The organism is Delftia sp. DS1230 (assembly GCF_040112715.1).
Taxonomy (GTDB): domain Bacteria; phylum Pseudomonadota; class Gammaproteobacteria; order Burkholderiales; family Burkholderiaceae_C; genus Comamonas; species Comamonas tsuruhatensis.
Genome location: NZ_CP157763.1, coordinates 2,476,659 through 2,503,168 on the forward strand (window position 1 = coordinate 2,476,659; position 26,510 = coordinate 2,503,168).

27 protein-coding genes are annotated in these 26,510 nt (G+C 66.9%); 6 read left to right on the forward strand and 21 right to left on the reverse strand.

What is annotated here, in order from left to right; translation table 11 throughout:
* Positions 1-29: 29 nt before the first annotated feature.
* Both ppk2 and corA read right to left on the reverse strand, forming a co-directional pair.
* Entirely contained in the window at positions 30-950 is a 921-nt protein-coding gene (ppk2, locus tag AAN986_RS11035) for a polyphosphate kinase 2 (RefSeq protein WP_046238364.1), read from the reverse strand.
* A gap of 114 nt (positions 951-1,064) precedes the next feature.
* Entirely contained in the window at positions 1,065-2,039 is a 975-nt protein-coding gene (corA, locus tag AAN986_RS11040; RefSeq protein ID WP_012206223.1) for a magnesium/cobalt transporter CorA, read from the reverse strand.
* A 181-nt stretch (positions 2,040-2,220) separates the two neighbouring features.
* Between corA and AAN986_RS11045 the strand changes: the two genes are divergently transcribed.
* A complete protein-coding gene (locus tag AAN986_RS11045; protein ID WP_047216875.1) occupies positions 2,221-3,114 on the forward strand; it encodes an amino acid ABC transporter substrate-binding protein in 894 nt (297 codons plus the stop codon).
* 31 nt (positions 3,115-3,145) lie between these two features.
* On the opposite strand, the gene AAN986_RS11050 is transcribed toward AAN986_RS11045, so the two are convergent.
* The 6 genes from AAN986_RS11050 to AAN986_RS11075 all read right to left on the reverse strand — a co-directional run bounded on the left by AAN986_RS11050 (position 3,146) and on the right by AAN986_RS11075 (position 9,187).
* A complete protein-coding gene (locus tag AAN986_RS11050; protein WP_047216876.1) occupies positions 3,146-4,513 on the reverse strand; it encodes an LLM class flavin-dependent oxidoreductase in 1,368 nt (455 codons plus the stop codon).
* A gap of 47 nt (positions 4,514-4,560) precedes the next feature.
* Positions 4,561-5,286 carry an ABC transporter ATP-binding protein gene (locus AAN986_RS11055; RefSeq protein ID WP_013801847.1) on the reverse strand — a complete coding sequence of 242 codons (726 nt, stop codon included), beginning with the start codon at positions 5,284-5,286 and terminating at the stop codon, positions 4,561-4,563.
* On the reverse strand, positions 5,283-6,146 hold the full coding sequence (locus tag AAN986_RS11060) for an ABC transporter permease (RefSeq protein ID WP_034366761.1): 864 nt from the start codon (positions 6,144-6,146) through the stop codon (positions 5,283-5,285). The genes AAN986_RS11055 and AAN986_RS11060 overlap by 4 nt, the downstream gene beginning before the upstream one ends.
* Positions 6,147-6,165: 19 nt before the next feature.
* Entirely contained in the window at positions 6,166-7,158 is a 993-nt protein-coding gene (locus tag AAN986_RS11065) for an ABC transporter substrate-binding protein (protein WP_016446411.1), read from the reverse strand.
* 111 nt (positions 7,159-7,269) lie between these two features.
* Complete coding sequence (locus tag AAN986_RS11070; protein ID WP_016446410.1) at positions 7,270-7,575, reverse strand: NIPSNAP family protein; 306 nt, start codon at positions 7,573-7,575, stop codon at positions 7,270-7,272.
* Positions 7,576-7,630: 55 nt separating this feature from the next.
* Entirely contained in the window at positions 7,631-9,187 is a 1,557-nt protein-coding gene (locus tag AAN986_RS11075) for a methyl-accepting chemotaxis protein (protein WP_047216877.1), read from the reverse strand.
* A 123-nt stretch (positions 9,188-9,310) separates the two neighbouring features.
* On the opposite strand from AAN986_RS11075, the gene AAN986_RS11080 reads away from it, so the two are divergent.
* The gene (locus tag AAN986_RS11080) at positions 9,311-9,574 is read left to right on the forward strand and encodes a VF530 family protein (protein ID WP_206424508.1); all 264 of its coding nucleotides are present in this window, start codon (positions 9,311-9,313) and stop codon (positions 9,572-9,574) included.
* 126 nt (positions 9,575-9,700) lie between these two features.
* Here AAN986_RS11080 and AAN986_RS11085 read toward each other — a convergent pair whose 3' ends face one another.
* Positions 9,701-10,576, reverse strand: coding sequence for a LysR family transcriptional regulator (locus tag AAN986_RS11085; protein ID WP_047216879.1), 876 nt, complete (start codon positions 10,574-10,576; stop codon positions 9,701-9,703).
* 122 nt (positions 10,577-10,698) lie between these two features.
* Here AAN986_RS11085 and AAN986_RS11090 point away from each other — a divergent pair, with 122 nt between their 5' ends.
* Positions 10,699-11,712 carry an NAD(P)H-quinone oxidoreductase gene (locus tag AAN986_RS11090; RefSeq protein WP_016451458.1) on the forward strand — a complete coding sequence of 338 codons (1,014 nt, stop codon included), beginning with the start codon at positions 10,699-10,701 and terminating at the stop codon, positions 11,710-11,712.
* Positions 11,713-11,717: 5 nt separating this feature from the next.
* Here the strand turns inward: AAN986_RS11090 and AAN986_RS11095 are convergent, their stop codons facing one another.
* The 4 genes from AAN986_RS11095 to AAN986_RS11110 all read right to left on the reverse strand — a co-directional run bounded on the left by AAN986_RS11095 (position 11,718) and on the right by AAN986_RS11110 (position 14,863).
* The gene (locus tag AAN986_RS11095; RefSeq protein WP_047216880.1) at positions 11,718-12,392 is read right to left on the reverse strand and encodes a hypothetical protein; all 675 of its coding nucleotides are present in this window, start codon (positions 12,390-12,392) and stop codon (positions 11,718-11,720) included.
* A gap of 4 nt (positions 12,393-12,396) precedes the next feature.
* The gene (locus AAN986_RS11100) at positions 12,397-12,915 is read right to left on the reverse strand and encodes a carboxymuconolactone decarboxylase family protein (protein ID WP_047216881.1); all 519 of its coding nucleotides are present in this window, start codon (positions 12,913-12,915) and stop codon (positions 12,397-12,399) included.
* Between the two features lie 11 nt (positions 12,916-12,926).
* Positions 12,927-13,931 (reverse strand): tripartite tricarboxylate transporter substrate binding protein, encoded by a 1,005-nt coding sequence (locus AAN986_RS11105; protein WP_016451461.1) that lies wholly within the window; start codon positions 13,929-13,931, stop codon positions 12,927-12,929.
* Between the two features lie 77 nt (positions 13,932-14,008).
* Positions 14,009-14,863, reverse strand: coding sequence for an amidohydrolase family protein (locus tag AAN986_RS11110; protein WP_016446402.1), 855 nt, complete (start codon positions 14,861-14,863; stop codon positions 14,009-14,011).
* Between the two features lie 133 nt (positions 14,864-14,996).
* Here AAN986_RS11110 and AAN986_RS11115 point away from each other — a divergent pair, with 133 nt between their 5' ends.
* Positions 14,997-15,890 carry a LysR substrate-binding domain-containing protein gene (locus AAN986_RS11115; protein WP_016446401.1) on the forward strand — a complete coding sequence of 298 codons (894 nt, stop codon included), beginning with the start codon at positions 14,997-14,999 and terminating at the stop codon, positions 15,888-15,890.
* A 43-nt stretch (positions 15,891-15,933) separates the two neighbouring features.
* On the opposite strand, the gene AAN986_RS11120 is transcribed toward AAN986_RS11115, so the two are convergent.
* Both AAN986_RS11120 and AAN986_RS11125 read right to left on the reverse strand, forming a co-directional pair.
* Positions 15,934-16,572: a LysE family translocator gene (locus tag AAN986_RS11120; RefSeq protein ID WP_016451462.1), complete on the reverse strand. Its 639-nt coding sequence runs from the start codon at positions 16,570-16,572 to the stop codon at positions 15,934-15,936.
* A complete protein-coding gene (locus tag AAN986_RS11125) occupies positions 16,569-17,939 on the reverse strand; it encodes an MFS transporter (RefSeq protein WP_047217048.1) in 1,371 nt (456 codons plus the stop codon). Before AAN986_RS11125 ends, AAN986_RS11120 begins: the two co-directional genes overlap by 4 nt.
* Positions 17,940-18,028: 89 nt before the next feature.
* Between AAN986_RS11125 and AAN986_RS11130 the strand changes: the two genes are divergently transcribed.
* Positions 18,029-18,964 carry a LysR substrate-binding domain-containing protein gene (locus AAN986_RS11130; RefSeq protein ID WP_016446398.1) on the forward strand — a complete coding sequence of 312 codons (936 nt, stop codon included), beginning with the start codon at positions 18,029-18,031 and terminating at the stop codon, positions 18,962-18,964.
* 2 nt (positions 18,965-18,966) lie between these two features.
* Here the strand turns inward: AAN986_RS11130 and AAN986_RS11135 are convergent, their stop codons facing one another.
* From AAN986_RS11135 to AAN986_RS11155, 5 genes are all read right to left on the reverse strand, one after another.
* Complete coding sequence (locus AAN986_RS11135; RefSeq protein ID WP_016446397.1) at positions 18,967-19,341, reverse strand: cytochrome c; 375 nt, start codon at positions 19,339-19,341, stop codon at positions 18,967-18,969.
* Positions 19,342-19,457: 116 nt separating this feature from the next.
* On the reverse strand, positions 19,458-19,865 hold the full coding sequence (locus AAN986_RS11140) for a PRC-barrel domain-containing protein (RefSeq protein ID WP_017404321.1): 408 nt from the start codon (positions 19,863-19,865) through the stop codon (positions 19,458-19,460).
* 177 nt (positions 19,866-20,042) lie between these two features.
* Positions 20,043-21,827 (reverse strand): GGDEF and EAL domain-containing protein, encoded by a 1,785-nt coding sequence (locus AAN986_RS11145; RefSeq protein WP_047216882.1) that lies wholly within the window; start codon positions 21,825-21,827, stop codon positions 20,043-20,045.
* Between the two features lie 60 nt (positions 21,828-21,887).
* Positions 21,888-22,361, reverse strand: a complete 474-nt coding sequence (locus AAN986_RS11150; RefSeq protein ID WP_241150299.1) for a BLUF domain-containing protein — start codon at positions 22,359-22,361, stop codon at positions 21,888-21,890.
* Positions 22,362-22,510: 149 nt separating this feature from the next.
* Complete coding sequence (locus tag AAN986_RS11155) at positions 22,511-23,413, reverse strand: LysR family transcriptional regulator (RefSeq protein ID WP_047216884.1); 903 nt, start codon at positions 23,411-23,413, stop codon at positions 22,511-22,513.
* Positions 23,414-23,541: 128 nt separating this feature from the next.
* On the opposite strand from AAN986_RS11155, the gene AAN986_RS11160 reads away from it, so the two are divergent.
* Entirely contained in the window at positions 23,542-25,020 is a 1,479-nt protein-coding gene (locus AAN986_RS11160) for an MFS transporter (protein WP_047216885.1), read from the forward strand.
* Here AAN986_RS11160 and AAN986_RS11165 read toward each other — a convergent pair.
* Positions 25,001-26,383: a PLP-dependent aminotransferase family protein gene (locus AAN986_RS11165; protein WP_016446391.1), complete on the reverse strand. Its 1,383-nt coding sequence runs from the start codon at positions 26,381-26,383 to the stop codon at positions 25,001-25,003. The two genes, AAN986_RS11160 and AAN986_RS11165, sit on opposite strands and share 20 nt — an antisense overlap.
* Positions 26,384-26,510: the final 127 nt, after the last annotated feature.

The window sequence follows — 26,510 nt, forward strand, 5'->3', positions numbered from 1 at the left end:
GCAGCCCGCTGCCGGCCGCCGGCCGCCGCTCAGTACAGATCCGGAACGTACATGTGCTGGGGAACCGGGTTGCGCGTGTACTCCGGGTTGCGCGTGCGCTCGGGCAGCACGATGGCCGGGTGCTCTATCTCCTCGTAGGGCAGCTGCGTCAGCAGGTGGGAGATGCAGTTGAGCCGGGCCTTCTTCTTGTCCACGGCCTGCACCAGCCACCAGGGCGCCTCGGCGATGTGGGTGCGCTCCAGCATGGCTTCCTTGGCCTTGGTGTAGTCCTCCCAGCGGCGGCGGCTCTCGAAGTCCATGGGACTGAGCTTCCACTGCTTGAGCGGGTCGTGCACGCGGCCCAGAAAGCGCAGGTGCTGCTCCTCGTCGGTGATGGAGAACCAGTACTTCACCAGCGTGATGCCCGAGCGCACCAGCATCTTCTCGAACTCGGGCACGGAGCGGAAGAACTCCTCGTACTCCTCGTCGGAGCAAAAGCCCATCACGCGCTCCACGCCGGCGCGGTTGTACCAGCTGCGGTCAAAGAGAACGATCTCGCCGCCCGCAGGCAGGTGGGAGACATAGCGCTGGAAATACCATTGCGTGCGCTCGCGGTCGTTGGGCGCGGGCAGGGCGGCCACGCGGCACACGCGAGGGTTCAGGCGCTGGGTGATGCGCTTGATCACGCCGCCCTTGCCGGCCGCATCGCGGCCCTCGAAGAGGATGACCACCTTTTTCCTGTGGTGCTGCACCCAGTCCTGCAGCTTGACCAGCTCGCCCTGCAGGCGCAGCAGCTCGCGGAAGTAGGTCTGGCGGCTCACGGTGTCGGCACCGTCCAGATCGTCGCCACCGCTGCCCAGGCGGGCGTCGTCTATCTCCATCTCCAGTTCTTCGTCGTAGCTGTCGAGCAGATCGCGTTCGATGCGCTGCATCAGCGAATCATGGTGGTCGGGCAGAAGTTCGTCGTACATGGTGGGGAATCCGGGCGTCCAGGAGTTGGCGCCTGGGATGGTGGCGTGGATGTGTGACGCGGCTGTGACGGTGCGGCTGGGTGAATACCCTGGCACCGCTCGTCTTCCCGCCGCCTACAGCCACCCCGCCTTGCGGAACTTGTAGTAGAGCAGGCCGCAAACACCCAGCACGAACAGCAGCGCGGCCGGATAGCCGTATTGCCACTTCAGTTCGGGCATGTTCTCGAAGTTCATGCCCCAGACGCCGAAAAAGGCCGTGCAGATGGCGAAGATACTGGCCCAGGCTGCCAGCCGCTTGGTGACTTCGTTTTCCTCGATGGACACCATGGACAGGTTCACCTGGATGGCCGTGCCCACGGTGTCGCGCATGGTGTCGATCTGGGCGTTGATGCGGCCCAGGTGATCCATCACATCGCGGAAGTAGTCCCTGGAGCCCACGCAGATCTGGGGGACGCGCCCGCCGTTGAGCTTGCCCACGGCTTCCAGCAGGGGGGCCACGGCATGCTTGAGGTCCATGGCGCGGCCCTTGAGTTCATACAGCTGCTTGATGTTGTCGCGCGCCGCGCCCTTGGTGAAGATCTGCTGCTCGATCTGCTCCAGCTCCACCTCCAGCGCGTCGATGATGGGAAAGTAGCGGTCCACCACCGCATCCATCAGCGCATACAGCACAAAGCCCGAGCCGTGGCGCAGCAGCTCCGGCTCGCTCTCGCAGCGCTCGCGCACGCCCAGGAAACCGCGCTTGCTGCGGTTGCGCACCGACAGCACGTAGTTGGAGCCCACGAAGACATCGACCTCGCCGTGGTTGAAGTGGCCGGGCCGCTCGGGCTCGGGCTCGAGCAGGTGCATCACGGCAAACAGCGAGCTGCCGTACTCCTCCAGCTTGGGCCGCTGGTGGCCGTGCAGCGCATCTTCCACGGCCAGGGCATGCAGGCCGAACTCCTGGCGCATCTCCTCCAGCTCGGCCGGCGTGGCGTCCGCCAGCGCCACCCAGACGAAGCAGCCGGGCCGCTCTATGTAGTTGCTGATGTCGGCGACAGGAATGTCCGCCAGCTTGGCCCCGTTTTCGTAGGCAACGCAGTTGATCAGCATGGGAGTTCCCTCGGTAATTCTGGTGCTGGTGATCCTGCCATAACGGGGGAGGGGGAAAAGCCAGTGCCCAAGCTGCCATCGAAACCGCCAGCAGCCCAGGTTTGCGCACCTGGTAACAATACGTGTATAACCTGTCACAACCTGCTGGGCGCCGCCCGGCGCTTGCGAGCCAAGGACTCAGATGATCTTTCGCCAGTGGGGAATTGCGTTGGGTGCGTTGGGCCTGTCGGCCTTGAGCGGTGTCTCTGCAGCCGGTGTGCTGGACAAGATCCAGGCCGGTGGCGCGCTGGTGATTGCGCACCGGGAATCGTCGGTTCCCTTCTCCTACATCGACACCCGCAGCGGCAAGCCCGTCGGTTATGCGCTGGATCTGTGCCTTCGCCTGGCCGAGGCGTTGCGCAAGCAGACAGGCAGGAAGGACATGAAGGTGGAGTTCCTGATGGTCACGCCCGCCAATCGCATGGCCGCGATCGAGCAGGGCAAGGCCGACATGGAGTGCGGCTCGACCACGAACAACGCGCAGCGCCGCCAGACCGTGGCGTTCACGGTTCCCCATTTCATCACCGGCGCCCGGATGCTCGTGAAGGCCGACAGCACCATCAACGCGATGGAAGATCTCAAGGGCAAAAAGCTGGTTTCCACCAAGGGCACCAGCCCGATGGCCCTGGTGACGCAGGCCAACAGGCAGCGCCTCATGGGCATCACCATTGTGGAGGCCCCCGATCACGCGAGGGCCCTGGAGATGGTGGAGAAGGGCGAAGCCGACGCGTTCGTGATGGATGACGTGCTTCTCAACGGGCTGGCCGCTGCACGGCCCGATCCACGTGCCCTGAAGGTGGTGGGCAAGTTCCTGTCCACCGAACCCCTGGCGATCATGCTGCCGAAGGCCGATACCGCGTTCAAGAAACTGGTCGATGAAGAGATGAAGCGGATCATCACCAGCCGCGAAATCCACCCCATCTACGAGAAGTGGTTCCTGCAGCCGATTCCACCCAACTCCACGAATCTGAACCTGCCGATCAGCTACCTGCTGCGCGACTTCTGGAAGTACCCCACGGCGGACATTCTGCTGTAGGCCCGTCTGTGCAGCCGCAGCGCCGCATCGGTCAAGCCGCCAGCGCTTGCTCCCTTGGGCGGGCGGCTGGGGCATCAACCGCTCCCGTCCCCGCCAGCTCCCCCAGCCCGAAATGCCCGCGCAGCGTGCGGCTTTCGTATTCCTCGCGGAACAGGCCGCGCTTGCGCAGGATCGGCACGACTTCGCTGGTGAACAGCTCGAACTGCTGGTTGAGTATGGGCGGCATGACGTTGAAGCCGTCGGCTGCGCCGTGCCTGAACCAGTCTTCGATGATGTCGGCCACCTGTTCGGGCGTGCCGGCCACGGCCAGGTGGCCGCGGGCGCCGGCCAGGCGCTTGAGCAGGCCGCGCAGGGTGAGGCCGTCGCGCAGGCTGGTTTCCACGTAGCCCACGGCGCGGCTGCGCGAGGCTTCGACCTTGTCGGGATCGGGGAAGTCGTCGCGCGTGAGCAGGCGGTCCAGCGGCACGGCCGAGAAGTCGTGGCCGCCAAAGCGTGCGGACAGGCGGGCCAGGCCGACCTCGATGCTGGTCAGGCTGTCGAGCTCTTCCCAGACCTGGCGCGCCTCGTATTCGGTGGAGCCGATGGCGGCGCTGATGCCGGGCAGGATCACGATGTCCTGCGGACGGCGGCCCAGCCGCTGCGCCTGTCCCTTGATGTCGGCATAGAAGGCCTGGGCCGATTCCCGCGAGCCGTGGGCCGTGAAGATGGCCTCGGCCCATTGCGCGGCAAAGGCACGGCCCGATTCGGACTGGCCGGCCTGCACGAAGACGGGCCGGCCCTGCGGGCTGCCGGGCACGTTGAGCGGGCCGCGCGTGCGGATGTATTTGCCCTCGAAGTGGATGGGCCGGATCTGCGATGCGTCCAGGAACTGGCCGGCCGCCGTGTCGTCCAGCAGGGCGCTGGCTGGAAAGCTGCGCCACAGCGCATCGACGGCGGACACGAATTCCTCGGCGATGCGGTAGCGGTCGCCGTGGTCCACGCTGTCGGCCAGGCCGTAGTTCAGGCCCGCATTGGGCGCCCAGGAGGTGACGATGTTCCAGCCCGCCCGCCCCTTGGACAGATGGTCCAGCGAGGCGAACTGGCGCGCCAGCGTATAGGCATGGCTGTAGGTGGTGGAGGCGGTGCCGATCAGGCCGATGCGCTCGGTGCGCAGCGCCAGTGCCGTCAGCAGCACCAGCGGGTCCAGCAGGCCCGAGGTGATCTGCTGGCCGTTCTCGGGCCCGACCAGGCTGTCGGCCAGGAAGACGGCGTCGAATTTGGCGGCCTCGGCGATGCGTGCGGCATCGACGTACAGCTCCAGGTCGGTGAGCGCCTTGCGGTTGGCGCCGGGATGGCGCCAGGCGCCTTCGTGGTGGCCGCGCGTCATGAGGAACAGGTTCAGGTGCAGTTGCCGAGACATGGGAGCAGTCCTTTGTTGTGTGGGTTGTTTCGCGGGCGGGGCCGGCGTCAGGCGATCTCTGTCTCGACGCCCAGGCTGCGCAGCAAGGTGGCGCGCAGCTGCATGAAGGCAGGATGGTCGGGGCGGCGGGGATGGGGCAGGTCCACGGCGTGGTCCTCGGCGATGCGGCCGTCCCTGAGCACCAGGATGCGGTCGGCCAGCAGCAGGGATTCGTCCACGTCGTGCGTGACGAGGATGACCGTGGGCCGTATGCGCTCGACCAGGCGCAGCAGCAGGCCGTGCATGCGCATTCGCGTGAGCGCGTCCAGCGCGCCGAAGGGCTCGTCGGCCAGCAGCACGTGCGGGTCGCGCAGCAGGCTGCGGGCCAGCGAGGCGCGCTGCTTCTGGCCGCCCGACAGCGTGGCGGGCCAGGCGCCAGCCTTGTCCTGCAGGCCCACGTCGTGCAGGATTTGCCGTGCTGCGGGCAGCACGGCGCGGGCGTCCAGCCCCAGCGTGAGGTTGTCCAGCACCGACAGCCAGGGCAGCAGGCGCGCGTCCTGGAACAGCACGGAGACATTGCCCTGCGCACTGGCCGCGCCGCTGGACTGCGCATGGCCGTCCAGCCCGGCGAGCGCGCGCAGCAAGGTGGTCTTGCCCGAGCCGGACTCGCCCAGCAGGGCCACGAACTGGCCCGGGGCAATGTCCAGGTCGATGGCGTCCAGCACGTTCTTGCCGCCAAAGCTGCGCGTGAAGCGCTGCAGCCGCACGGCGCCCGGGGTGGGGTGATGGCTCATGATCCCAGCGACCTCCGGTAGGACAGCACATGCGCCTCGACGCGGCGCACCACGGCGTCGGACAGCAGGCCCAGCAGGGCGTAGATGAGGATGCCCACCACGATCACATCGGTCTGCCCCCAGTCGCGGGCGCGGTTCATGAGGTAGCCGATGCCGGTCTGCGTGTTGATCAGCTCCAGCACCACCAGCGCCGTCCAGCACAGCGACACGGCAATGCGCAAGCCCACGAAGAAGCCCGGCAGCGCGCCCGGCAGCGCCACCTTGCGGATGAATTCGGCGCGCGAAAGGCCCAGGGTCTGGGCCAGCTCCACATGGCCGATGTCGATGCCGCGCAGGGCCGCGTGGGTATTGATGTAGACGGGCACCAGCACGGCCGTGAAGATCAGAAAGATCTTCATGGACTCGCCAATGCCCAGCCAGATGATGGCCAGGGGAATCAGCGCCAGCGTGGGCACGGCGCGCTTGATCTGCACCAAGCCGTCGAGCAGGGCCTCGCCCGTGCGCGTCAGGCCCGAGGCCAGGGCCAGCAGCACGCCAGCCACCACGCCCAGCAGCAACCCGCTGTAGGCACGGCCTGCCGATGCCAGCAGGTGGGGCAGCAGGCTGCCGTCGGCCACCATGCCGTAGCCGGCGACCAGGGCCTGCGAGGGCGCGGTCAGTGTCTCGGGCGACAGCCAGCCCAGGCGCGAGGCCGCCTCCCACAGCACCAGCAGCAGGCCGGGGCCCACCAGCAGCGCGCCCTGCGACAGGCGCGCGGGCACCAGTTGCACGGCGGCCCGGGTGGCGGGCTCGGATTGAGCGGTGGCTGCGGTGGCCGGTGCCAGACCGGCCGCGTTGATATCCAGTTGCGCTTGCGTCATCGTGTGTTTTCTGGCCGGTTCATCGGTTGGCCACGATCACGCGGTCGTAGGTGGACACGAAGGAGCCGGCCGCATCCAGCCGCTGCGGCAGGCTGCCGGCGGCGTGCAGGATGTCGATCAGCTTCTGGTGGTGGGGTTGCGCCTCGGCGGCCGTCTGGAACAGCAGGTCGGACTGCGATGCCAGGATGGCCGCCGTGCTCTCCGCATCGATGCGCTGGAACTGCGTGTAGTAGTGGCGGCCCCATTCCTGCTCGTGGCCATTGCTCCACTTGCCTGCGCGCACGAAGGCGCCAAGGAAATCGACGATGGCCTGGGACTTGGCCGGGTCGGCCAGCACCTCGGGCCGGGCATAGAGGTACGAGGTGGCGGGCAGCAGCGTGCGCTCCTGCGGATCGGGCACGGGCCGCGCGCCGATCTGCTTGCCCAGGCGCGTGACATGGGGCTCCATGAGCACGGCCACGTCCACGGCCTTGGCGCGCAGCGCGTCGTTGAGTTCGGCCACGCGCAGGTTGACCAGCTTCACGTCGGCCAGCGTCAGGCCCGCGCGTGTCAATGCCTCGATCAGGAAGACCTGGCGGCCCGAGCCTTCCACATAGCTCAGGCGCTTGCCGCGCAGGTCGGCCAGGCGCTCTATGCCTGCATCGGCACGCTGCACCAGCCGGTACTGGGCGCGCTCGCGCGTGAAGGTGGCGATGATGGGCAGCTGCACACCGGCGGCGCGCGCCTGGATGGGCGGCGTGTCGCCCACATAGGCAATGTCCAGCGCGCCTGCGCGTATGGCCTCGAAGATGGCCGGGCCGCCCGCGAAGTTGGGCAGCTCCAGCTGAAAGCCCAGGCGCTTGCGCTCGCCGCTGGCATCCAGCAGGTGGCGCAGCAGCTCGCTCTGGTCGGCGACGACCAATCGGGTCCTGGGGTCGGCCGCAGCCCGCGCGGCGGTGGTGGAAGCCAGGGCGGCAGCGGCCAGCAGAGAAGGGCCGGCCAGCAGGAAACGACGCTTGTTCACGCGCTCCATCCTCAAAAGATTGCAATGGGATGGATGCTAGTTAGCGTGCTTCAGTTGTGAAAATACCGATTCCGTATTTGCAAACGCGCGCCACGCACATGGGCGTGGCGCGGGGGAGGTTCAGCCGAACACCGGGCGCATGAAGCTGCGCTCGTAGCTGAGGATGCAGCGCGTGTCCTCCGCGTAGCGGAAGGCCGCCTGGCATTCGGGGTCCTGCATGGACTTGATGCGGTACTCCTCGTACAGCGCCATGCTGGGGAAGCTGAACATGGCCAGCGCCACATTGTTGGCACCTTCGGACGGCAGGAAGTAGCCGTGGTGCTTGCCGCCGAACTTCTCGACCAGCGGAATCCAGGTCTTGCCGTAGTGCTCGAATTCCTTGGCCTTGAACGGGTCGATGATGTAGCGCAGGTAGCAGGTGATCATGGGGATGGAAGAAGGGGAGGAAAGGAAAGGGGAGGCAGGGAGGGCAGAGCCGGCTCTAGAGTTTGAACGAAGCCGTCAGGCGCGACAGCTTCTCCGATTCTTCCTGCAGCACCTGCGTGGCAGCCGAGGACTGCTCGACCAGGGCGGCGTTTTGCTGGGTCACGCGGTCCATGTCGGTCACGGCATGGCCCACCTGCTCGATGCCGCTGCTTTGCTCGCGGCTGGCCGAGGCGATTTCGGTCACGATGCCCGTGATGTTGCGCACCGTGGTGACCACCTCGCGCATGGTCTGGCCGGCCTGGTCCACCAGGGTGGCGCCGGCGTCCACGCTTTCCACCGAGGTCTGGATCAGCGTCTTGATCTCGCGCGCGGCCGAGGCGCTGCGCTGTGCCAGCGTGCGCACCTCGCCCGCCACCACGGCAAAGCCGCGCCCGTGCTCGCCCGCGCGCGCCGCTTCCACGGCCGCATTCAGCGCGAGGATATTGGTCTGGAAGGCAATGCCGTCGATCACGCCGATGATGTCCACCACGCGGCGCGAGGAGCTGTTGATCTCGCCCATGGTGGCCACCACCTGGTCCACCACGGAGCCGCCGCGCTCGGCCACGGAACAGGCGCCCGAGGCGATCTGGCTGGCGTGCTGGGCGTTCTCGGCGTTCTGGTGCACGGTGGCCGTGAGCTGCTCCATGGAGGCGGCGGTTTCTTCCAGCGAACTGGCCTGGCGCTCCGTGCGCTGCGACAGGTCCACGCTGCCCGTGGCGATCTCGCCGGCCGAGCGGTGGATGACGCCGGCCGTGTCATGGATGCGCGTCACCAGCTGGCGCAGCTGCTCGCTCATGCGCTGCACGGCGGCGATCACGCTGCCTTCGGGGGCCTGGGCTGCGCCCGCCAGCCCCGACTGCGACAGGTCGCCCGAGGCGATGCGGTTGGCAATCTCGGCCGCCACCGCCGGTTCGCCGCCAATGGCATTGAGCACGCTGCGCGTGGCCAGCCACGCAATCAGGGACAGCAGTGCGCCCAGCACGGCCAGCGCCGCCACCGACTTGGTGATGGTGGCGACAAAGGCCTGCTGGATGTCGTCCACATAGTCGCCAGCGATCAGGTCCCAGTTCCAGGCCGTGGAGCGCCTGGCATAGGCCAGCTTCGCGCTGGGCTCCTTGGCGCCGGGGCGGGGCCACCAGTACGTGAGGTAGCCGCTGCCCTGGGCCGACGCGCCCACGGCGGCAATGTTGCGGTACAGGTAGTTGCCCTTGGCATCCTGGAAGCCGCCCATGTTCTTGCCGTTGATGCCCGGGCTTGCGGGATTGTTCAGCACCACGGAATCCGTGGTGATGCTGGTGATGTAGCCTGCGCCGCCTGCATAGCGCAACTGGCCCACGCGGGCAATGGCGGTGGCCTTGGCTTCTTCCTCTGTCAGCTTGCCGGCCTTGGCCTCGGCGGCAATCGCCGCAATCAGGCTGTCGCCCGCATCGACGAAGTCGCGCAGCGCCTGCTGCCGGGCCTCGTAGGCCTTGTCGCGTGCCTGGTAGGCGTTGAAGAGGGTGAGCGCAAGCAGCGCGAGAAGGCAGAAAACCAGCGGTGCCAGCAGTTTCTGGCGAAGGGACAGGGCGGGCATGGTCGGGGAGTGCAGCAGAAGGCCAGGAACGCCACAATGCTACAGAAACTTACGGCGTGATTGCATGTAATTACAAATAAAGCTGCGGTCCGCAGCACTGCAAAGGCGGGCGAAAATCGCGCCATGCAAGAAACCCCGCCTCCCGTCGCCCAGCCCCGCAATCCGCTGCACGGCGTCACGCTCGAAGCCATCGTCCTTGCCCTGGAGGCCCGCTACGGCTGGGCCGGGCTTGCGCGGCAGGTTCCGGTGCGCTGCTTTGCGCTGGACCCCAGCGTCAGCTCCAGCCTGAAGTTCCTGCGCAAGACGCCCTGGGCGCGCGAGAAGGTGGAGGCGCTCTATCTGGAGATGCTGCGCAAGGACAGGCACAGGCCTGCTTCCAAAGACTGAAGGCGAAGCCTGTGGCCACCGGGCAGCCTGTCCGGTGCGCTGGCGCAGGTTCTGCCGATCATCGGCTCCCGCTGCATGCCTGCATCCCTGCCGCCGTGATTGCCGCCGCCCTGGACAAGCTCGGCATCACGCAGGCTCCGCGCCCAGCGCCTGGGCCAGGAACTCGGCCGTGACGCGCACCCGGGCCGTGCGCTGCAGGTCGGGGTGCATGACCTGCCAGACCTCGTAGTCATCCGAGCGCTGGCGCTGCGGCCAGATGCGCAGCAGGCCTTCGCGCTTGCCCATGCTCACGGGCATTTCGCCCAGGCCTATGCCGGCCGCCACGGCCTTGCGCACCAGCAGGCTGGAGTTGGCGGCCATGGCGATCCTGGCCTGGCGCGCGGGCACGTCCACCATGGTGGGAACGGGCCGCTGCTCCAGGAAGGGACCGTAGACCACGAGGTGGTGGCCGCGCAGTTCGTCCTCGGCCACGGGCTCGCCAAAGCGCGCCACATAGGCGGCACTCGCAAACAGCCCTACCGGCCATGCCGCCACGCGGCGCACCACCAGCTCGGGCGCCTCGGGGCGGACGTTGCGAAACGCGATGTCGGCCTGGCGGCGGCCCAGGTTGAGCATCTGGGTGGACACCTCCAGGTCCACGCGGATGCCGGGCCAGCGCTGCTGCAGGCGCTCGATGGCGGGCAGCAGGAATTCTGTGGCAATCGAGTCGGTGCTGGTCACGCGCACCAGGCCGGCCGGGCTGTCGTCCAGGCCTTCGATGCGCGTGCGCAGGTCCAGCGCCGCGCCCTCCATGCGTCGCGCCGCGCCCAGTGCGGCCTCGCCGGCGGCGGTCAGCAGGTAGCCGTCCCTGGCGCGCAGGAAGAGCTTGCTGCCCAGCTCGGCCTCCAGCGCATTCAGGCGCCGGCCCACGGTGGCCTGGTCCACGCCCAGGATGCGTGCGGCCGCGCGCAGGGAAGGGGCGCGTGTCAGGGCGAGAAAGATGCGGGTGTCATCCCAGTTCATGGCGGTTGGCGTGATGCAGATTTGCAGCACTGTAGAGCGAAATCGCTGCGTTCGAGCGGCTGGCGGCAGTCGTAAGCTCGGGGCATTCGTTTCTTCAACCTGTTTTTGGACACTCTTTCGCCATGAATGACGACGCCCGCATGCAAGCCATTGTTTTCGACGATTTCGGCGGCCCCGAAGTGCTCGTGGCCCGCGACGTGGCCCGGCCCGAAGTCCGGCCCCATGACCTTCTGGTGCGCAATGCCTCCATCGGCGTGAACCGTGCCGATGTCTCGCACCGCAAGGGCGCCTATGGCCGCGCCCACTTTGGCGAATCCGACCTCATGGGCCTGGAGATCGCCGGCACGGTGGTGCAAGTGGGCGCCGAGGTGCAGGGCTTCGCCGTGGGCGACCGCGTCATGGGCATCGTGGGCGGCGGCGCCTATGCCGAGCTGTCGCGCATCGACCACCGCATGGCCATGCATGTGCCCGAGGGCCTTTCGCTGACGGATGCCGGCGCGGTGGCCGAAGTCTTCGTGACGGCGCATGAGGCGCTGTTCCACCTGGCCCAACTGCAGCCTGGCGAAGCCGTGCTCATCCACGCGGCCGGCAGCGGCGTGGGCTCGGCGGCGGTGCAGCTGGCGCATGCGGCCGGGGCGCGCGTGTTCGCCACGGCCAGCGGCGACAAGCGGGCGGCTGTCTTGGGCCTTGGCGCCGACGTGTTCATCGACTACCGCAGCGAAGACTTCCAGGCCGTGGTGGCCGAGCAGACCGGCGGCCAGGGTGTGGATGTGGTGGTGGACTTCATCGGCGCCCCGTATCTGGAGCGCAACCTACGCTCGATGGCCATGGGCGGGCGCATGGTCTGCGTGGGCCTGCTGGGCGGCGCGCTGGCGGCGGCCGTGCCCATGGACGTGCTGCTGTACAGGCACCTGAGGATCTTCGGCACGGTGATGAAGTCGCGCCCGCCCGAAGTCAAGCAGGCCATGGTCCGGCGCTTTGCCCAGCGCTGGCTGCCCGCGCTGGCTGCCGGCACCATCCGCCCCGTGATCGACAGCACCTGGCCGCTGGCCGAGGCCGCGCAGGCGCACCGGCGCATGGAGTCGGGCCAGAGCGTGGGCAAGCTGCTGCTGATTCCCGGGCAGGGCGCTCAATAGGGCGCTCAATAGGGCGGCCAGGCCCCATCCCCCGCGTCCACGGTCGCGAACATGGTGCGCACGGTGTGCGTGAAATGCGGCCGCGTGATGTCGCTCCAGGCCGTGGCGCGCACCTGCAGCCAGGCCGGGCAGCCCAGCACGCCGGGGTTTTGCAGGTCATAGCAGGCCAGGGACAGCGGGCCGCCGTCGTGGTTCAGGTAGCGGCGTGAATGGATGTTGCCCTGCACGGCGGCCAGGCCCGGCATGTGTTCTTCGTCGTACCAGCGAAAGATCTCGGGCGCCCAGCCTTCGGCCGGGTCCATCTCCACCGTGTAGTGGGCATGGCGCTGCTGCCCGTGCGAGGCGCCGGGCCGGTCGAAGGCCAGCGTCAGCCTGGACGCCGCAAGGTTTGATGCGGCCGGCAGCATGGCCTGCGCCGCCGCCTGCACGGCAAGCACTGCAGGCCGCGAGACGCCCATGCGGCCCGGCAGCTCCACATAGACGTAGATGCGCCCCGTGCTGGCCGACCAGGCGAATCGCTGGACGGTCAGGCGCACGCCCAGGCCTGCCGCCTGGGTGAGGGCGTCGCCAAACGCAGGACCGTAGGCGCTTCTTGCGAGTGCCTTGGCGCTTGCCAGGCAGGGCGCTGCCATCGTCCATCGCAGCAGCAGGCAGTCGGCAGGTATGCGGGAATCAGCCATGCCTTCAGTGCCCGATACGGAATGCGGTGAGAAAGCGCGAGACCATGTTGTAGGCCGCGATGGTGGCCACCAGGTCCACCTGCTCCTGCGCGCTGAAGCGGGCCTGCACCTGGGCGAACAGCGCGTCGGCGACGGTGATGTCGCGCGTCATGGCATCGGTCAGGCGGATGGCAAGGTGCTCTTGCTCGGTCCACGGCGCATCCGCGGCGCAGGGGATGCTGCGGGTCGCCTCGATGGCCGCATCGCTCTTGCCCGCCTTGTGGGCATGGGGCACATGGGCATTGAATTCATAGGGCGCGCCGTTGAGCACGGCCACGCGCAGGATGACCAGCTCGCGCAGCCCTGCATCCAGGCTGCTGCGATTGCGTACGGCCGACAGCATCTGCTCCCATCCGTGGGCGATGGGCGGGCTGTTGAGCAGCACCTGGTACAGCTCGGAAATGCGGCCGCGTTCGGCCAGGATGCGCGATTCCACAGCCGCCAGTTCGGGGCGGGTTCCGGGGAGTACGGGTTGGATTCTCATGGGGGCTCGCTTCAGTCGGGGGTGATGCCGTTGGCGCGTACCACGCGGCTCCATTTGAGGGTGTCGGCCTGCAGCGCCCTGGCCAGCTCGGCCGGCGTGCTGCCCACGACTTCAGTGCCAGAGGCTTCCAGGCGGCTTTTGACCGAGGGCGTGTTCAGCGCCCGCTGCACGGCCTGGCTCATTTTTTCGATCTCGGCCGCTGGCGTGCCCTTGGGGGCGAACAGGGCGTACCAGTTGTCCGAATCCACGCCGGTGATGCCGATCTCGGCAAAGGTCCTGACCTCGGGAAAGCGCGGGTGGCGCCGGCTGGCGGCAATGGCAACGGGCTTGAGCTTGCCGGCGGAGATCTGTCCGATCAGCCCGGGAATGTCGCCAAAGAAACCATCGACATGGCCCGCCACCACATCCGTGATGGCGGGCGCGGCGCCCTTGTAGGGAATGTGGGCGAGCTGGATGCCCGCATGCTCTTTGAGCAATTCCATGGCCAGGTGCGGCACGCTGCCTGTGCCGGACGAGGCCATGGTCAGCGGTGTACGGGCCTGGCGTGCGGCTGCCACGAACTGCGCGCCGTTGCCGTAGGGCGCCTTGGCGTTGACCACCAGCATCTCCACGTTGCTGACCACCAGCGACACCGGTGCGAGGTCGGTGGCCGGCTTGTAGCCGAGCTTGGGGTACAGCGCCGGGTTGATGGCCACGGCGCCCACGCTGGTCAGCCACAGCGTGCGCGTGTCCGGCTGTGCGCGCGATACGTATTCGGCCGCAATGGCGCCGTTGGCACCGGCCTTGTTCTCGACCACGACGATGCTGCCCAGCTCCTTGCCCAACTGCTCGGCCAGCGTGCGCGCCACGAAGTCCACCGGGCCGCCCGGCGGAAAGGCCACGACGATGCGCGTCATCTGCGGCTGCGCGGGCGCAAGCGCGGGCCATGCGGCGCAAACCAGGGCAGCGAGGGGCGCCAGGGCCGCCAGCGCCATGGACAGGCAGCGCCTGCGGCGGGTGGAAGGGATGCTTGTCATGGATGTCTCCTTTTATGGGTATCTGTGGGCAGGGCGACCGGCGATGAGCCACAGGCGACAGGCGCCGTCTGCGGTCCTCAGAACCGGTACAGCCGCTGCGGGTTGTCCACCAGCAGGGCCTGCCGCAGCGCTGGCGTGGGCGCGATGTCGGCCAGCGCATCGACCAGCAGGCCGTCGTCGGGCACATGCGTGTGGTTGGGGTGGGGCCAGTCCGTGCCCCACAGGCATTGCGTGGGAAAGCGCTCCACCAGCAGGCGCGCCAGCGGCTTGCCCTGGGCATAGGGCGGCTGGCTGTCGATGCGGTCCACGCCGCTGACTTTGACGTGGAACTGCGGCTGGTCGGCCAGCAGCTGCATCAGCGCCTGGAAATCTGCATGCCCTGCGCCCAGGCGCGCATCCACGCGCCCCATGTGGTCGATCACCACGGGCACGGCACTGGCCTGCAACTGCCGGCCCACCGTATGCACCAGGCTGCTTTCGAAATGCACCTGCAGATGCAGTCCGGCCGCGGCCAGGCGCGGGGTCAGCGCCAGAACGTCTTCAATGCGGACGCCGGCCAGGTGCCGCATGAAGTTGAAGCGCACGCCCCGGAACCCCGCACCCGCCAGCCGCGCCAGCTCGCCATCGGACACATCGGCGGCCACCAGCGCCACGCCCAGGTAGTTGCCGCCACCGGCGGCAATCGCGTCCTGCACCGCACTGTTGTCCAGGCCGTGGCAGGCGGACTGCACGATCACGCAGCGCGACACGCCCAGGTGGCGGTGCAGTGCAAACAGCGTGTGCTTGCCCGCGTCCGCCGGGGTGAAGCTGCGCCCGGCCGCATAGGGAAACTGGGTGCCGGGACCGAACACATGCACATGGGTATCGCAGGCGCCCGCAGGCAGCTGCAGCGCGGGCTTGGAGGGGGACAGGGCGTAGGTGAGTTCAGGCATGGGGCTTTGCAACAAGGTAGCGACAGCGAAGGCTTGTGGCGATTGTGGGCGGGCTTGCCGCGAATGAGGCATAGACTTGGCTAATACCTGCTATCAGTCAAAAGCATGCTGAAAGCCCTTGCCAAGGAGAACCATGGACCTGACGCGCCTGAGCTATTTCGCTGCGGTGGCCGAGGCCGGCAGCTTCAGCCGCGCCGCCGCCGCCCTGCATTTGTCGCAACCGGCCCTCAGCCGACAGGTGCTGTTGCTGGAGGGGGAGCTGGGACAGCGGCTGCTGGAGCGCACCGGGCGCGGCGTGGTGCTGACCGAGCCGGGCCAGGCGCTGCTGCAGCATGCGGCCGGCATCTTTGCGCTGGCCGCGCAGGCCGAATCGGACATGCAGGACCGGCTGCGCAGCCCGCGCGGGCGCATCAGCATCGGCCTGCCGCCCTGGGTGGCGCGCTCCATCGCCGCAGACCTGGTGCAGGGCTTTTTGCAGCAGTACCCCGACGTCACCATCTCCATCGAGGAGAACCTGAGCATCAGCCTGCGCGAATGGCTGATCGCCGGGCGCGTGGACATGGCCCTGCTGTTCGATCCCCCGCACTCGCCGCAGATCACCACGGAGACCCTGCTGCGCGAGCCGCTGGTGCTGGTCAGCAGGCATGCGCTGCCCGCCAAGGTCCGCATGGCGGCGCTGTCCCAGCGCAAGCTCGTCATGGCGCGCGGTCCCAACGCGCTGCGCAAGCTGCTGGAGAGCTACACCGTGCCGCGCGGCGTGCCGCTGCACATGCTGGCCGAGGTCGATTCCGTGCACACCGTGCTCTCGCTGGTGGCCCGGGGCATGGGCGACTCCGTGCTGCCGCTGAGCGCCATCCAGGGCACGGCCTCGCCTTCGCAGCTGTCGATCGCGCAGATCATCTCGCCCGTCGTGCGCAACCGCCTGGTGCTGGCCATTCCGCGCGCACGCCCGTCCACCCGCGTCACGCGCTTTGCAGAGCAGCTGATCAAGCGGGTGGTGAGCGAGCGGCTGGGCTTGCCGGGTTGATACGACAGCTGTTGAACGGCCAGTGCGAAGCCCTGGCCCGCACTCAGCCCAGCTTGTGCCGCGTCCTGAGCAATCCCAGGCCCAGCGCGATGAAGGTGCCGCCCACGATGCGGTTGAACAGCCTGGCGTGCGCCAGCACGTGGCCCTTGATCATGGAGATCAGCAGCACATAGCAGGCGTGCGAGATCAGGGCGCAGACCGCGAACGTGGTGGTCAGCACCAGGTACTGCGTGAGCAGTGGCTCGCCCGGGATGACGAATTGCGGGAACAGCGCGGAGAAGAACAGGATGGCCTTGGGATTGGTCAGCGACACGCCCAGGCCCTGCGCCACCAACTGCCAGTTCCCGCGTTCACGCCGGTGGGCAGGCGCCAGGCCGGCGTCGCTGCCCAGCAGCGCGTCCTTGCTGCGCCAGCGCTTGACGCCCAGCCAGATCAGGTACATGGCGCCTGCCACCTTCATGACCAGAAATGCGTGGGCCGACATGCTGAGAATGGTGCCCATGCCGATCATGGCCAGCCCGGAGACCACGAAGATGCCCACCGAGCTGCCCAGCGAACTCAGGGCCGTTCGCCTGGCGCCCACGTCCACCGAGTTGGAGATGGCCAGCAGCACTGCCGGGCCGGGAGTGAAGCACATCAGCAGCGAGACGCCGCAGAAAACAAGCCAGTGGGCGATGGTCATGGTCGGTGCGAGGAGGCCGTGGGAAGACAGCCGGTATTCTCGTTCAATAACGCCCCCTGCGTGGCCCCGGGGTTGCCGGCCACCCCGGCCCGTGCAAACAGATGCATGGCCCAGCCCGCGCAGGCCGCCGCGCAGGCCCAGACCAGCCCCCAGCCCTGGGCCGACAGCAAGTGCGGAATGGCCAGCGGCACCAGGAAGCACACCGCGAACACCGAGGTATTGGCCATGCCCAGCGCCGTGCCCGCGCGGGCCGCGCCGGCCAGCCCGGCCAGCTGCGTGTAGGCAACGCCGTGCCAGGCGGACACGCAGATACCGCACACGCCCAGCATCACCATCAGCACCAGGCCCATGGCGGGCGACACTGCCGATGCGCCCGGATGGCTGCTCCAGCTCAGGGCCGCCATGCCTGCGAACAACGCCAGGGTGAGCTGGCAGCAGGCCCGCAGAAAGGCCGGGCGGTTCTGGCGCCTGTCGGTCCAGCGGCCGCTGCAGATGCGCAGGGCCATGGAGGCGAGCTGCACGGCCGACATGACAGCCGCCGCCACGCCCAGCCCCAGGTGGGCATGGTCATGCAGAAACACCGTTCCGAACGAGAGCACGGCGAACTGCGGGGCGCACAGGATGCCGATGCCGGCGGCCATGCGCCAGGCTTGCCGATCGCGCAGGGGTCCTGGCGCGGATGGCCCGGCCCGGCCTGGCGCAGCGGCCTTGCCTGAGGCCGGTGCATGCGATGGCTCCTGAATCCACAGCGCTGCAAACACCGCCGCCGCCAGGCACAGCGCCGCCAGCACGCCATAGACGGCGGCAAAGCCTGCATGCGTGGCCAGGCCGGTCAGCAAGGGGGCGCCAATGGCGCCGCCCAAGGGCACGGCGGTCTGGCGGATGCTCATGGCCAGGCCGCGCTCGCCTTCGGCAAACCAGCCCATGACGGCCCGGCCACTGGCGCCGTTGACGCTGCCGCCCAGCAGCCCCACCAGCACCAGCCCGCCGGCCAGCAGGCCGAACGAAGGGTTATGGTCCGGCGATGGCGAGGCCCAGAGCGCCATCGCCGCCAGGGCCAAGGCCGTGCCGCACAGGCCCAGCAGCAGCACTGGCCGGTCGCCCCAGCGGTCCGTCAGCAGGCCCCAGGGCAGTTCGCTGAGCGCAATGCCCAGGCCCATCAGCCCCAGCGCCAGGCCCAGCGTCTGCGTGTCCAGCTGGTAGCCCGAACGCATGAGGATGGCCGTCATGGGGATGCCGCTGAAAGCCACGGAAAACGCGGCGTTGGCGATGACGCCAGCGGCCAGCACCTTCCATCGGTGGCGGGGCGGGTGGGGGGAAGCCAAGGGGCTGGGATTGGCGCTGCGGCCGGCGGAAGAAGAGGTCATGGCCGGCAGTATGGTCAGTCCCAACCATCCTGAAAATCACATAATTTCGTATCTACAATCCAGTTTTTCAGCACGATGAAGGCTTGGCAATGACACGTGTGCTCTATGACCTGGATGTGCTGCGCACGTTTTGCACCGGCGTCGAACTGGGCAGTTTCGCCCGCGCCGCGGACAAGCTGGGCCGCTCCACCTCGGCCGTCAGCGCCCAGCTCAAGAAGCTGGAATCCCAATGCGGCACGCCCTTGCTGCGCAAGTCCGGCCGGGGGCTGGTGCTGACGGAGGCCGGAGAAACCCTGCGCGGCTACGCGCTGCGCCTGCTCGAACTCAACGACCGCGCCGTGGCGGCCGTGCGCGGCAGCGAACTGCGCGGCCTGGTGCGCCTGGGCCTGCAGGAAGACCTGGGCGAAAGCGTGCTGCCCCATGTGCTGGGGCAGTTCGCGCGCGCCCATCCCCATGTGCGCATCGAAGCCAGCGTGGCCCGCAGCGATGAACTGCGCGAGCGCATCGCCCTCGGGCAATTCGACCTGGCCCTGCTATGGGATGCGGGCGTGAACCACGCGTGCGTGCATGGGGAGCACATCATGCGGCTGCCGCTCCAGTGGATTGGCCCGGCATCCATGGACGCGGCCGACGCCGGCTGGGCACGCTGGCGCAGTGGTGCAGCGCAGGACGACGACGTGCTGCCCCTGGCCATGCTCGATGCGCCTTGCCCCTTGCGGGACATCGTGACGGCTGCGCTGGACAAGAAGGGCATGGCCTGGCGCCATGCCTTCAACAGTGCCAGCCTGTCCGCCGTCTGGGCCGCCACGGCTGCAGGCCTGGGCCTGTCCGTGCGCACGCCGTTCGGCCTGCCCGCGCACGTCAAGCCGCTGGATGCGCAGGCCCTGGGCCTGCCGGCCCTGCCGTCCATGGATCTGATCCTGGGCCGTGCCACGCTCGATGCGCCAGCGCCCGTGGACCGGCTGGCCAGCATCCTGGTCGATGCGGTGCGCGAGCATATGCGCGCGCAGAAACTCGATATATAGGGCTACTTCTTCGCAACCAGGCCACTGAAGTATTCATTGAGGTCGCGGAAATCCTTCACGGTCCAGGCATGGGGCGGCACCTTCACCCCGTTTTCCCGCAAGGTCCTGGGAATCAGGTCGCCATTGGGGCGAAGAATGACGGACGAGACGATCACGCCCGGATAGTCATGGAGCCTTTTTCTGAACGCGGCGGTCGCCAGGTCGGGGGTGGGTGGATTGCTCTTGTTGGCCAGCGGGCCCGTACCCTTGGCGTCTGCCCCGTGGCACATGGCGCATCTGGACAGGTAGAGCTGCTTTCCATTGCTGTTGTCTGCAAGGCAGGGCAATGCCTGAATGCACAGCGATATTCCCAAGGATACGGCGACGATTGTTTTCATTGACTCGCGGATTTTTTGGTATGAATCTGATCCGCCGCGAACATATGGTCCTGCACGGCCGCCCACGAAAAAGCCCTGCAACGCAGGGCTTGTCAAAGAAGCAGGGCGCGCCCGGCTTACTTCTTGGCGTACTCGAATTTGGGCAGCGCCTTCAGCGCGTCCTTGGTGGCGCCGGGCAGCGTGATCTTGTTGTTTTCCACGCGGAACTGGTTCACCGGAATGGCCACGTCATGCTTGCCCATGCCCAGGAAGCCGCCGGCGCCGACGATGGCGTAGGAGACCGCCTTGTCGGGTGCGACGATCACGTCGTCGATCTTGCCCACGGCCTTGCCTTCCTCGTTGTAGACGCTCTTGCCCAGCACGGACTTCTTCAGGCTCCAGCCCGTGGCCACGGCCTGGACTTCGGTGGCCGTCACACCCAAGGTGGTGGTGCCCGCCACGGGCTGTGCCCAGCTGGTCGAGGCCGTGGCTGCGATCAGCGCGGTTGCGATCAAACCCATCTTCAGCGTCTTGAGACCTGTCATAGAGAACTCCTGGAAAACAAAATTTGAAGCCCTCATTAGGAGTGCAGCCCGGCAGCGGCGAGATCGGAAAACCAAGCAAAGCCATGTCAGCCGATCCAGCGCCACGGTGAGGAGACTGCCTACAGTCGTCCCGCCAATTGCCTGCGCCTGCGCCCGGCATGCCATGGCCAAGGCCCTTCATTTTCCCTGTGCGTATCGATTGCGCTCTTCGACGAACTTCCTGATTTTCGATGCCTCCATGGGCCTGCTGAAATAGTAGCCCTGTATCTCATCGAACCCCAGCGAAACCAGCAGATCGAAGACTTCGGCGCTGTCAACGCCTTCTGCCACAAGGCGGTAGCCAAGGTCCGAGGCCATGGTCATGATGGATTTGAGCACGGCCAGCGCCCGTTCATTGGTATCGACGTCGCAGACCATGGAGCGGTCTATCTTCAATATCTCGGCAGGCAGATTCTTGAGTGACGCAAGATTGGAGTAGGCGGCACCAAAATCATCCAGTGCGACCTGGATTCCGAGTTTTCTGATGTGCTGAAGCGCCTGGACCGTGCCATGGCCTGTCAGCACATCGCTTTCGGTGCACTCGATCACGATATTTTCCAGGGCAACGCCATATTGACTGCACATGGCGTTGAGGTAGTCCGGAAAATCGACCTCGTCCAGATTGCGCGGCGAGACATTGATGGAGACCTGGAGGTCGAGACTTTCCGCTTTCCAGGCCGCAACCTGCGCCAGCGCCGTTTTGATCACGAACCGCGTCAGGCCATGGATCAACGGCGTGGCTTCCACCAGGGGGATGAATTCGCTGGGCGGGATTTCCCCCATTTCCGGGTGCTTCCAGCGGATGAGCGCCTCCAGCCCCTTGCAGCTGAAACTGCGGTTGTCGAATTTGGGCTGGTACACCAGCCGCAGCTGCCCCTTGTCCAGCGCATGCCCAAAGTCCCGCAATAGCCGATAGGATCTTCGCTGGCGGCTGTCCTCGTTCTCCTCATAGCGGTGAAGTGACCGATGGTTGTGGCCAGCCTGCTGCACGGACACCATGGCCTTGCGAATGACATCATCGACCTCGGCCTGGGCCAGGCGGAACCGCACCACGCCTGCCCGGGGCTGAAGTTCGAACCGGAGATCGGCACTGGTGATGGGCTTTTGCAGGTGTTTCAGCAATTGCCTGACCAGGGCCTCTTCATCTTCTTGCCTGCCCGCGCTGATGATCCAGGCAAACCTGGCCAGGCCCACGTGGTACACGGTTGCGTGCGGCCCCGTCATGTCCGTGACGGCCTTCGCAATGTCACGCAGGAGCTGCTCGACATAATTCAAGCCCAGCGCATTGCTCATTTCCAGCAGGCTGCAATGGTTGATCGCTTCCATCAATACCAGGCTGCGTGCCTCCTGCGGGGCCACAATGCAAAGGCTGTTCAGGTCGGACTGGAGCTGCGAGCGATTGTGCAAGCCCGTGACCTCGTCTACTTTTCCAATGCTGTGATGGTATTGGATCTGAGCCTGCACTATCGCAGCCATGGCGGCCAGTTGCCGGCCTTGCTCTTCAGAGAAGGTTCTGGGTCGGGTATCGATGATGCACAGGCTGCCGATGGCATGGCCGGATTTCATGATCAGGGGAACGCCGGCATAGAACCTGATGTTCGGTTGGCCGGTTACCAGCGCATTGCCTGAGAACCTGCGGTCAAGGTGCGTGTCAGGAATCACCATGATTCCTTCGTTTCTGATGGTGTGGTCGCAGAAGGCGTCCGTGCGCAGGCTGCCGTCCATGTCCACACCTACGGGCGCCTTGAACCATTGCCTGTGCTCGTCCAGAACCGTGATGATGGCAATCGGCACCATGAACATCTGGCTGGTCAGCTGGGTGATGCGCTGAAATTCCCGTCTGGCGGTCATGTCCAGGATTTCAGCGGTCTGAAGTCCGAGCAGTTGCTCTTTCTCGGATTCGGTAGTCCAACGGGTGAGCATCGATTTCCTGCCTCAGTGAACCCACATCATGAAAATCCCGCTCCGCTTTGGCCGAAGGAATTACTGAACATCCAGCAGCGGCAACAGCTCCTGCAATTTGGCCAGCGCACCAGGGCCTTCAAGCTTGGAAATCGTGCCCAGATGTTCTGCATCTTCCACAATCACATAGGCCATGGACCACTTGGCGAAACGCCTTTGATCAATGCGCGTTTGCGGGAACATCGGCGTGAAGTTGATATGTCTTTCGTCGCGCGAGATGGACTCCACCAGCAAACCCAATTGCCGTGCCGGCCCTTCGACATACTGAAAGAAACGTTCCCCGTCGAAAACCAGCATGCCCGTGATCCCGGCCGACCCGTTGAAGGAGCGTGCGGTTTTGATGATGCCCGCGATGCAGGTGGTGTCGGCCCCTGGTGCCAACTGACTGTGATAGAGGAAGCACTCCAGAGAACTCTCCTGCATAACCTCGCGCCTTTCTGTGTTGTAGGCCGGCGATGGTATGGCCTGCGCGGGACGGTCCACGTAGGTGTGCAACCCGTTGTTGCATATGTAACCATCCCGGCCTCCAGCGCCTGCTGCATCTGGCGCTGGTCAGCCTTGGTCTGCAGATGGGCTGGCCCATCTGCATGGGTATCTGCATGGGTGCATGGGAGCGGCGATGGCAGCCCGCTGGCTGCGGGCGCTCATGGCGAATCAGCCTTTGCGCAAATCTCCCGTACGCACCCGCGCAGCCAGCGGTGCGCAGCATCGGCATGCAGCCTGGGATGCCAGAGCAATGAAACCGTGATCTGCGGCATGGAGACCGGAAGGGGGAAGCTGTGCATTTGCGCGCGCAGGTTGCCGGTGTGCCGTTCGGGAACGCTGGCGATCAGGTCGCTGGCGCGGGCCAGGGCCAGCGCGGTGGAAAAGCCGCCGACGGTCGCAACGATCTGCCGCTGCAGGCCGAGCGCATTCAAGGCTTCATCAATGGGCCCCTTTTCCTGCCCCCGCCGGGACACCAGGATATGCCTGCCGCTCGCATAGCGCGCGGGTGTGATCTCGCCCTGGCCCAGCGGATGGCCCTGGCGCACGACGCCGATGAAACGGTCTCGGAACAGCGCCTGCGCGCGCACCTCCGGACCTATCGTGCTTGCGACAACGCCGGTTTCCAGGTCGACCGTCCCGTCGCGAAGCGGGCCGCTGTCCTTGTTGGTCTTTTGCACGAAGCAAAGCCGTACGCCGGGCGCTTGCTGGCCCACGCGGGCAATGAGGTCCGGTCCGAAATTCTCCACGAAGCCTTCGCTGGTGCGCAGCGTGAACGTGCGCACCAGTTGTCCGAGGTCGGGCTGCCCGGCAGGGCGCAGAACAGCTTCCGTGTCCTGCACCAGCTGGCTGACCCGCTCGCGCAGCTCAAGCGCTCGCGGTGTGGGAACGAGACCCCGCCCGGCCCTGACCAGCAGCGGATCGCCTGTGGTCTCACGCAGCCGCGCCAGCGCCCGGCTCATTGCCGACGGGCTCAGCCGCAACCGCTGGGCCGCGCGCGCAACGTTTCCCTCCGCAAGGAGCACATCCAGGGTGACAAGCAGGTTGAGATCGGGCTTCGGCATGGATTGACCGTAGCACAGCGGGTAGCGACATGGCGTCAAACGCATGAATAAAGTGAGAGCAGTGCGCCTTCCGCCATGCCAGGCGCGGCACTAGGCTCCTGAGAACTTGAATATGGGAGTCGCCAAAGATGAAGTCCACGTCGAAACCGATCGGTGCCGGAACAGGTGGGGCAGGGGCCGGCGGTGCGCAACAGGGGCCGCCGGTCCGTTGGGTGCTGGCCAGCCTTTCGCTGTCCATGCTGCTGTCCTCGCTGGGCACCAGCATCGCCAACGTGGGATTGCCCACCTTCGCGCAGGCGTTCAACGCGTCCTTCCAGCAGGTCCAGTGGATCGTCCTGGCCTATCTGCTGGCCATCACCGCCCTGACCGTCAGCGCCGGCCGGCTTGGAGATGTCCTGGGCCGCCGACGGCTGCTGCTGGCCGGCATCGTCCTGTTCACGCTGGCCTCGGTCCTTTGCGGCCTGGCTCCCACTCTCTGGCTGCTGATTGCCGCCCGGGCGGTGCAGGGCCTGGGCGCGGCCATCATGATGGCCCTCTCCATGGCGCTGGTCGCCGAGACGGTTCCGAAGGCGAGGACCGGTAGCGCGATGGGCCTGCTCGGAACGATGTCCGCGATGGGCACCACCCTCGGTCCAGCACTCGGCGGATATCTGATCGCCGGACCCGGCTGGCGGGCCATCTTCCTCATCAACCTGCCGCTGGGCGTCCTGACATTCCTTCTCGCGCATCGATACCTGCCCGTGCATCGCCAAGGGGCGCAGGCGGATCGGGCGCGCTTCGACCACCTGGGCACCTTGCTGCTCGCTCTGACGCTTGTGGCCTATGCACTCGCCATGACGCTGGGGCGCGCAAGCTTCGGTTCGCTCAACGGGGCTTTGCTGTCGGCCGCGGCCTTCGGCGTCGTGCTCTTCGCGAGGGCCCAGGCGGCAGCCGCATCGCCATTGATCCGATTGGAGCGGTTCCGCGATCCGGGCTTCAGCGCGAGCCTGGCCATGAATGCGCTCGTCTCGACGGTGATGATGGCGACGCTGGTGGTCGGGCCGTTCTATCTGTCTCGCGGGCTCGGGCTTGACGAAACCACGGTCGGGCTCGTGATGTCGGTGGGCCCGTTCATCGCCATCCTGAGCGGTGTCCCGGCCGGCCGTGTCGTCGATCGCCTGGGCGCTGCCCCCATGGTCATCGCCGGACTCATCGCCATGGCGGCGGGCGCATTCGCCCTGTCCGTGCTTGCGGCGATGTTCGGTGTTGCGGGCTACGTTGCCGCCATCGCCGTCCTGACCCCTGGCTACCAGCTGTTCCAGGCCGCCAACAACACGGCCGTCATGGCCGATGTCGCTGCGGACCAGCGTGGCGTGATGTCGGGCATGCTCGGGCTGTCGCGCAACCTCGGGCTCGTCACCGGGGCATCCGTGATGGGGATGGTGTTCGCGTTCGCGTCAGGGACGGCCGACATCGCCGCGGCGCATCCCGGGGCCATTGCCCACGCGATGCGGATCACGTTCGCAGTCGCGGCAGTGCTGGTCGTGGCTGCGCTCGTGATTGCGGCTGCGATTGCGGCCGCAAGCCGCGCTCCCGCGACCGGCGCGGCTACACCACGGCAGCGCTGAACGACTCCGGCAGCCGTGCAAGCAGATGGGACAGCCGTTGAAGACCGGCGTGCAGGCGTCCACGGTCCTTGATGCTGCCCAGGGAGATGCGGATGGCATTCACGGATTCGCTGCCGGTGGCGAATGCCTGCGCGGGCGTGACGGCGATGCCCTCGCTGTCGGCGGCACGTGCCAGCTGGGCGCTAGTCCAGTACCCCGGCAGCTCCAGCCATACATGCAGGCCGTCTCCGGCGCCGCTGTACCGCCCCGCCAGGATGTCCCTGGCCATCCGGTGGCGCAGGCGCGCCTCCTTGCGCACGCCGTCCATCAATTGCCCGGCCGAACCATCGAGGATCCACTGCGTGGCCAGCGCGGCCGTCACGGGGGTGGCCATCAGCGCAAAGGACCTGAGCGCCACCAGGAAGCGCTGGCGTTCATGCGGGTCGCGCATGAGCACGAAGGCCACGCGCAGGCCGGGCGTCAGGCATTTGGACAGGGTCGAGATGTAGTACACCTGCTGCGGGGCGAATGCGGCAATGGGCGGCGGCGGGGCGTCGGCCAGCAGCCAGTAGGGGTCGTCCTCGACGATGCGCACCTGGCAGCGCCTGGCCACGCTGGCCAGCTGCTTGCGCCGGCCTTCCGACATGGTGATGGCGGTCGGGTTCTGCAGTGTCGGATTGAGGTAGACCAGCGCCGGCCTGTGCTCGCGGCAGGCCTGTTCCAGCATCTCCGGCACCATTCCCTGCCTGTCCGCCTGCACCGCCAGGATGCGCCGGCCGAACTGGGCCGCTGCGGCACGCAGGCCGGGATAGCTGGCGGGCTCCGCCAGGATCACGTCGCCCGGCGCGGTCAGCGCAAGAATCAGGGCGGCGATCGCCGCCTGCGCCCCGGGGCAGACAACGATCTGCCGGTCATCCAGACTCCCAAACATCGGCTCCAGCCATTGGGCTGCGGCCTTGCGGTCGGAGTCGCTGCCCCCGCCCAGGTGGTAGGTCATCAGCAGCTGGGCATCGGCCCTCATCAATACCTGTGACAAGCCCTGTTTGAGCATGTCGTCGAAGTCCACGCCCTCGGGCGGCGGCGGGGTGTTCATGCTCAGGTCGAGCACCGAGCTCCATTCGACCTTCGGCGCCGCGACATAGGTGCCTCGCGCGCCGCGTCCCTCCAGCAGGTGGCGCCGCCGGGCCTCGTCGTAGGCGCGGGTGATGGTCGTCAGGTCCACATCCAGCTGCGCTGCCAGCAGGCGCTGCGGAGGCAGGCGGTCACCCGGTTTCAGCGATCCGTCCGCCACCGCTGCCTGCAAGGCATCCGCAATCTGCAGAAAACGGGGGCCGCGCTGCACGGCCAGGCGCGGCAGCCAGCTTGGCAAAGAGTCATCTTGCATGGTTTTCAGCAGCGATGTTGGGGTCCATGTATGGAAATTGCTTTTGGGTAGTATGCGCCACAAGGTGTGGCAGCACCGTGCTTGCATGGCCGTCGCTGGCGCTCTGCCTCTCATGTCCGGGAGGGGG

Bases quoted from the DNA above. Each gene is read 5' to 3' on its own strand.
- ppk2 (WP_046238364.1), bottom strand. From the start codon at position 950: ATGTACGACGAACTTCTGCCCGACCACCATGATTCGCTGATGCAGCGC.
- corA (WP_012206223.1), bottom strand. From the start codon at position 2,039: ATGCTGATCAACTGCGTTGCCTACGAAAACGGGGCCAAGCTGGCGGAC.
- AAN986_RS11045 (WP_047216875.1), top strand. From the start codon at position 2,221: ATGATCTTTCGCCAGTGGGGAATTGCGTTGGGTGCGTTGGGCCTGTCG.
- AAN986_RS11050 (WP_047216876.1), bottom strand. From the start codon at position 4,513: ATGTCTCGGCAACTGCACCTGAACCTGTTCCTCATGACGCGCGGCCAC.
- AAN986_RS11055 (WP_013801847.1), bottom strand. From the start codon at position 5,286: ATGAGCCATCACCCCACCCCGGGCGCCGTGCGGCTGCAGCGCTTCACG.
- AAN986_RS11060 (WP_034366761.1), bottom strand. From the start codon at position 6,146: ATGACGCAAGCGCAACTGGATATCAACGCGGCCGGTCTGGCACCGGCC.
- AAN986_RS11065 (WP_016446411.1), bottom strand. From the start codon at position 7,158: ATGGAGCGCGTGAACAAGCGTCGTTTCCTGCTGGCCGGCCCTTCTCTG.
- AAN986_RS11070 (WP_016446410.1), bottom strand. From the start codon at position 7,575: ATGATCACCTGCTACCTGCGCTACATCATCGACCCGTTCAAGGCCAAG.
- AAN986_RS11075 (WP_047216877.1), bottom strand. From the start codon at position 9,187: ATGCCCGCCCTGTCCCTTCGCCAGAAACTGCTGGCACCGCTGGTTTTC.
- AAN986_RS11080 (WP_206424508.1), top strand. From the start codon at position 9,311: ATGCAAGAAACCCCGCCTCCCGTCGCCCAGCCCCGCAATCCGCTGCAC.
- AAN986_RS11085 (WP_047216879.1), bottom strand. From the start codon at position 10,576: ATGAACTGGGATGACACCCGCATCTTTCTCGCCCTGACACGCGCCCCT.
- AAN986_RS11090 (WP_016451458.1), top strand. From the start codon at position 10,699: ATGAATGACGACGCCCGCATGCAAGCCATTGTTTTCGACGATTTCGGC.
- AAN986_RS11095 (WP_047216880.1), bottom strand. From the start codon at position 12,392: ATGGCTGATTCCCGCATACCTGCCGACTGCCTGCTGCTGCGATGGACG.
- AAN986_RS11100 (WP_047216881.1), bottom strand. From the start codon at position 12,915: ATGAGAATCCAACCCGTACTCCCCGGAACCCGCCCCGAACTGGCGGCT.
- AAN986_RS11105 (WP_016451461.1), bottom strand. From the start codon at position 13,931: ATGACAAGCATCCCTTCCACCCGCCGCAGGCGCTGCCTGTCCATGGCG.
- AAN986_RS11110 (WP_016446402.1), bottom strand. From the start codon at position 14,863: ATGCCTGAACTCACCTACGCCCTGTCCCCCTCCAAGCCCGCGCTGCAG.
- AAN986_RS11115 (WP_016446401.1), top strand. From the start codon at position 14,997: ATGGACCTGACGCGCCTGAGCTATTTCGCTGCGGTGGCCGAGGCCGGC.
- AAN986_RS11120 (WP_016451462.1), bottom strand. From the start codon at position 16,572: ATGACCATCGCCCACTGGCTTGTTTTCTGCGGCGTCTCGCTGCTGATG.
- AAN986_RS11125 (WP_047217048.1), bottom strand. From the start codon at position 17,939: ATGACCTCTTCTTCCGCCGGCCGCAGCGCCAATCCCAGCCCCTTGGCT.
- AAN986_RS11130 (WP_016446398.1), top strand. From the start codon at position 18,029: ATGACACGTGTGCTCTATGACCTGGATGTGCTGCGCACGTTTTGCACC.
- AAN986_RS11135 (WP_016446397.1), bottom strand. From the start codon at position 19,341: ATGAAAACAATCGTCGCCGTATCCTTGGGAATATCGCTGTGCATTCAG.
- AAN986_RS11140 (WP_017404321.1), bottom strand. From the start codon at position 19,865: ATGACAGGTCTCAAGACGCTGAAGATGGGTTTGATCGCAACCGCGCTG.
- AAN986_RS11145 (WP_047216882.1), bottom strand. From the start codon at position 21,827: ATGCTCACCCGTTGGACTACCGAATCCGAGAAAGAGCAACTGCTCGGA.
- AAN986_RS11155 (WP_047216884.1), bottom strand. From the start codon at position 23,413: ATGCCGAAGCCCGATCTCAACCTGCTTGTCACCCTGGATGTGCTCCTT.
- AAN986_RS11160 (WP_047216885.1), top strand. From the start codon at position 23,542: ATGAAGTCCACGTCGAAACCGATCGGTGCCGGAACAGGTGGGGCAGGG.
- AAN986_RS11165 (WP_016446391.1), bottom strand. From the start codon at position 26,383: ATGCAAGATGACTCTTTGCCAAGCTGGCTGCCGCGCCTGGCCGTGCAG.